The organism is Enterobacter cloacae complex sp. OE43NF, from assembly GCF_023544405.1.
Classification (GTDB): Bacteria; Pseudomonadota; Gammaproteobacteria; order Enterobacterales; family Enterobacteriaceae; genus Enterobacter; species Enterobacter cloacae.
In genome coordinates, this window is record NZ_JAMJFW010000092.1 from 1 (window position 1) to 5771 (window position 5771).

The following is a 5771-nucleotide window of genomic DNA, read 5'->3' on the forward strand; positions in this document are numbered from 1 at the left end:
CTTCGACATTCACAAACTGTGCGCTACCGAAGCCCGTGTTCTGCATACCGGTCTTATTCAGATCGATATTCAGAGGCGTGCTTCCCGCCAGTTTGTAGTCAACAATGTCCAGGCCACCGGTATTGTTCCACGACTTCACGCCGGAAACGGTTTCTGTACCACCTGCCCCGTTGTAGAGGTCATTGCCCAACGTTGCGAAGAAGGTGTCGTTATAACCCGTTCCCACGATACCTGTGGTATTGGTGCCACCCGATGCGCTGGCGTTTGCCACGTTATTTTCTGACTCGGTCGTCAGCACATACGCGTGGTTACCTTCCGCCGCGGTCAGGCCGCCCCAGGCCTTGTTCACGTTCTGAACGGCCTTGCCGTCTACCGTAGCAACCCCACCAACGTTAGATACGGCTCCCCCCGTAGAACGCAGAATGACCGCGCTGTACGACTTGGTCGCATCCAGATTGTAGAAGTCCACGATAGCGGTACTGTCGTTCGTCTGGTTACCTGACTGGGCGTTGATGATCTGGGTGGAAACCACCTGACCAGTCGCTTCATCAATCAGCTGTACGGTGTTACCGAACAGGGTGTTGATGCCGCCTTCGTCAAGAATACGCAGATGAATCGACGTACCGTGCGCCACCTCGTTCTTGTTCTCGATGTAGGTTGTCGTGCCACCGCTGGTAAAGGCCAGCAGATCGCGATCGCCATCCCAGTCGACGTCAATCGCGATTGCGCCAGTCACCTGCTGAGCTGTAGACGAACCACCGATGGTGCTCTTACCCACCTGCGTTAACAGGTTGGAGGTCGTGAAGCTCGTGTTACCGTTCACCGAGGTGTTGGTATACAGGTTGATTGGCCCTGTCGCCGCCGCATCGTTGATACCGCCAGAGGAAGACTCCATACCCGGCAGCTCGATGACGTCCATCTTACCGTCGTGGTTCCAGTCCAGCGCCAGAGAGGCACCACCCGCCAACGTATCGTTGAAGGTATACATACCCGTCGGGTTGCCGATACCGTTATTGTCTCCATCATCGGACAGTAACTTGCCGTTGCCATCGTTGAAGTGAATACGGCTGGCATATTCCCCGGCGTTGTTGCCCGCACTCGAATCGGAGGTTGTGCTTTCGCTTCCTCGGCCCAGGAACAGATCCAGATAACCATCGCCGTTGTAATCACCCCAGGTCATGGCCACACCGTTACCGATATCCGGGTCACTGTCGGAACCACGCTGGAAGACGTTGTCAACAATCTGCGTGACCTTCCAGTTGCCGTTGTTGGTACCGTTAACCACGACCAGACGCGCCTGGTTAGTACTGCGCGCAGCCGAACTGTCGGTCGCACCGTTGGCATCGATACGCGAACCATCCGAAACGATGTTTTGACTGTGCATCACAAAGTCAACGATACCGTCGTTGTTGATGTCCACGCCGGACAGTTCCATATCCGGTTGCGACTGATCCAGACCAATTGGATCGTAGCCAGAATCTGCCGCATAGTCGGTCGCGAAGGTCCCGTCTTTGCTCATACCGACAACGGTACCATCGTTGTTCAGTACGATTTGCGAACCATAGCCACCGCGGATAGCACTGTCGTTAGGCGTCTGGTCGCCGTTGATCATATCAACGTAACCGTCACCGTTCTTATCGATAGCAACAATACCGCCGTACCAGCTCCAGGTGTTCGCACTGTCGTCCGTGTTCGCATCACCTGCAAACTCGCCAGACTGCGGAGCGTTGGTGAAAGCCCCTACCTGATAGGCGGTATAGGTCAAACCGTTGTAGTAGAACATCTGCTGGCCGTCGTCATAGTTACTGTCAACGGTAAACAGATCCATCATGCCATCGCGGTTATAGTCGATGAATGTGGCGTTCTGCACATAGTTGTTCGAGCTGTAGCCCGTGCCGGAGTTACTCTGCAAGCGGGTTGTAGAGAAATCGCCCAGAGAAGACGACGACGTTGCCGTCGAATCCAGCATGGTCTGGTTAGAGTGAATACGCCATACGCCGTCTTCACTCAGGGTTACGGAAGTCGCTTTCTGATCCGGATCGCCGCCACCTGCACCGACACTTACCTTCGGTGTTGGAGAAACGACCAGTTCATTCGACGAATCATCCGCCGCGATCTGCACACCTGCAGCGTCGAACAGCACAGCCTTAACGTCATATGTCCCCACGTTCAGCGCATCAGCATCCGGGATTTGTACATACCAGGTGTTGTTACGCATATCGACCACAACCTGCCCGTTCTGGGAGCTGTAGGTCTTACCGTTTACGGTGACTTCAACGTATTCACCCTGCTGGATCTCAAAGCCCGTAGAGCCAGAAACGATTGGCGTTGTGTCCAGCGTATCCTGCTTATTCACGAGGAGATTCAGGTCGACAGTGATCGCAAAGTCACTGGACGGCGTCCCTTCGTTGCCGACGTTATCCGCCACAACCGCACGGAAGGTGTGGGTCATGTTGTCATCCAGCGGCGGCAGCTCGAAGCTCCAGGTGCCATCAGAGTTAACCGTCGCGGTGCCCAGCATGGTGTTGCTGCTCACATCATAGATGCGAACTTCATCACCGGCTTCCAGCGGCGTGCCCGTTACCTTACCGTTCAGGACAGGCTGACGGTCATCCGTCGAGGTATTGCCCGGCATGTTACCCGTTACCAGACCCACATCATCGGTGTAGCTGGTGATGCTCACGGTCTGAGTCGGCGCGTCCTGATCGATGGTCAGCGCGAACTCAGCAGAAGGCGCTGATTCGTTGCCCGCCGCGTCCACTGCCACAACAGTGAACTTGTAGGTATTGGCATTGACCAACCCATTTACGGCCATCGTCCAGGTATGGTTAGCGCGATCCAGCACGGCCAGGCCGAGCAGAATGCCATCCTGATAAACACGGATAGACTCTGTGGTTTCAAGATCGCCGCTCCAGCTACCCTGCAGGATCGGGGACGTATCGTCAGTGCTGGTACCGCTGCCCAGGATCAGGCCGGTATTCGTACCCACATCGTCGTGATAGCCATCGATTGACAGAGCAACCGTAGACCCCTGCGTATCAACCGTGATGTTCACCACACCTGTTGGTGCGCTGGTGTTACCCGCTTTATCCGTAACGGTTGTCGTAAAGGCGTGATCGCCATCCGCCAATGCCGTACCTGGCGTCCAGTCCCAGTTGCCATTGCTGTCAACCGTGGTGCTGCCAATGACTTTGCCGCCATCAAGGATGTTGACCGTACTTCCCGCCTCAGCTTTACCGCTAAAGGTAGGTTTATTGTCATCGGTCACATCACCGTCTTGCAGATTACCCGTAATCGGTGACACATCATCCGCGATCAGGATATCCGTGGCAGGATTTGGGGCTGTTGCATCAACATCAATGCTATAGACCTGGCTCTTCTCACTTTCCTGACCGGCCGTGTTGGTCACCGTCACAGTAAAGTGATAGCTGCCATCTGCCAGTGCCGTACCCGGCGTGAAGCTCCAGTGACCATTCGCATCCAATGTTGTGGTGCCCACAACCTGGCTGCCGTTGTAGATTGTAACGGTATTACCCGCAACGCCGGACGCCGTACCGTGCAGTGTCGGTGTGGTGTCTTTGGTCAGGCCGCCATTACTCAGCTCGACGTTTGCGCTGCCCGCATCATCCGTAATGCCATCAATCACAGGCATACCCGGCGCAGAGGACAACGTGACATCGTAGCTCGTAGACGGTTTCGCGGTGTTACCCGTCGTATCCGTTTCCGTTACGGTCAGTTTGTTCAGGTCGGCATACAGCGCATCCGATACCGTCAGCGTCCATGTACCATTGGCATCGACCTTCGTCGTACCCAGTACTTTCGTCGCGCCGCTGGCATCCGTGGTGTAAACGGTAATCACGTTACCGATTTCAGCCCCGGTACCTTTAATGACAGGACGACTGTCATCCAGTACACCGCCGCTTTCCACTTTACCGGTGACGCTACCATAGTTATCGATCACTTCCGTAATCGCCACTTTGCTCTCATCCGGCGCGGTGTAGTCGGTGGTCAGAATGAAGTCCGCAGACTTGTCACTGACGTTGCCGGCTTCATCCGTGGCCGTCACGTAGAAGGTGTTTTTGCCTTCCGGTAACTTGCTGCCCGGTTTGAAATTCCATGCACCGTTGCTGTTCGCGGTGACTGAACCCAGCAGGGTGCCGTCAACGGTGTAAATATTGACGGTGCTGCCCGCTTCAGCCGTACCGTGCAGGATTGGCTGCGGATCGTCAGTGACATCGTTGCTGTTCAGATCGTCCTTGACCGTCCCCACCTGATCTTCCGCGTAATCGATACTCGGACGGTTCGGTGCTTTACTGTCAATTTCGAAGCTGAAGGTGCTGGAGGTATCCTCTTTACCCGTCAGATCTTTCGCGGTTGCCGTAATGTTATGTACGCCATCACCCAGATCGCTGGTAGGCGTAAATACCCAGGTGCCACTGGCATCGGCCTTGACGCTGCCCAACACCACGTTGCCATCCATGATGGTGACAGTGCTGCCTGCTTTCGCCTTACCGCTGATTTCCGGACGTGCGTCGTCAGTGACGTCGTTCGCCTTCAGTTCACCCGTAACGCTGCCTTTATCATCCATTACGCGGACGATGGTGACCGGAACGCTGGAGGTATCAAGCGTGACGGTGACACCGGCATTTTCAGCCCCCAGGTTGCCTGCTGAATCTTCAGCACGCGCGGTGAAGGTGTATTCTCCATCCGCCAGAGAACCGGTGGTGTAAGTCCAGTTACCGTTCGCGTCTGCAACCGCAGTACCGTTTTCCTGGCCGTTCACATAGATGTGAACAACGCTGCCTGGCTCTGCTTTACCGCTGATCGTCGGTGTCGCATCGTCAGTGGTATCGCCATTGGACAATGTACCGGTCTTCGGACCTTCGTTATCGCTCACGATAAAGCCAGTGACCTCACCCGGCGCGCTGGTATCTACCGTGATTGGGAAGCCGCCAGTCTGTGGGCTTACCTGACCAATGTCGTTAATCGCTTCCGCGACAAACGTATGAACGCCGTCCGCCAGTTTCGGCGTATTGAAGCTCCATTTGCCCTGGGCATCGGCCTTGGTTTCACCCAGCAGGGTGGTACCGTTCGGGCCGCCATAAATGCGAACCGTGACACCGGCTTCAGCCGTACCCGTCAACAACAGGGTGTTGTCGTTGGTTGTCGCATCCTTTTGTAATGGGCCGGTATGCGGCGCAACATCATCTTCCACACTGCTCAGGGTCGGTGGCAGCGGCTGACCGCCAGCATCGATCTGAATAATGTATTCCGGTGATGCCGCCGTGGTGTTACCCACGCTGTCGGTCTCTTTCACCGTCAGGTTGTACGTCCCGTCAGGCAGAGCTTTCGTGACCTGAAGTTCCCAGGTGCCGTCAGCCTGTACTTTCGCGGTGCCGATCACCTTGTCGCCGTTATAGACGGTGATGGTGTTGCCTGGCTCTGCGCCCGTACCCTTGATCAACGGCGTGTTATCGTCCGTCTTACCACCCGAAGCAATCGATCCGGTCACGGAACCAAAATCATCCACCACATCGGTAATGCTCACTTTGCTCGCATCCGGGGCGGTGAAGTCCAGAGTCAGGACGAAGTCGTCCGATGCCACACTGATGTTACCCGCCTTGTCGGTGGCCGTCACGTGGAAGCGGTGCTCGCCTTCCGGCAGTTTCGCCACCGGTGAGAAGCTCCAGGTGCCGTCAGCTTTCGCCGTCACTTCGCCCAGCAGGCCGTTCTGATCGTAGATCTTCACGGTGCTGCCCGCTTCCGCCTTG

Annotated in this window: 1 protein-coding gene; it reads right to left on the reverse strand. The window is 55.9% G+C overall.

The window, feature by feature from the left end; all coding sequences use genetic code 11:
* Window positions 1-5749, reverse strand: a 5749-nt coding sequence (locus M8370_RS22705; protein ID WP_250021790.1) for an Ig-like domain-containing protein, incomplete at its 3' end; no start/stop codon positions are given.
* Window positions 5750-5771 lie beyond the last annotated feature (22 nt).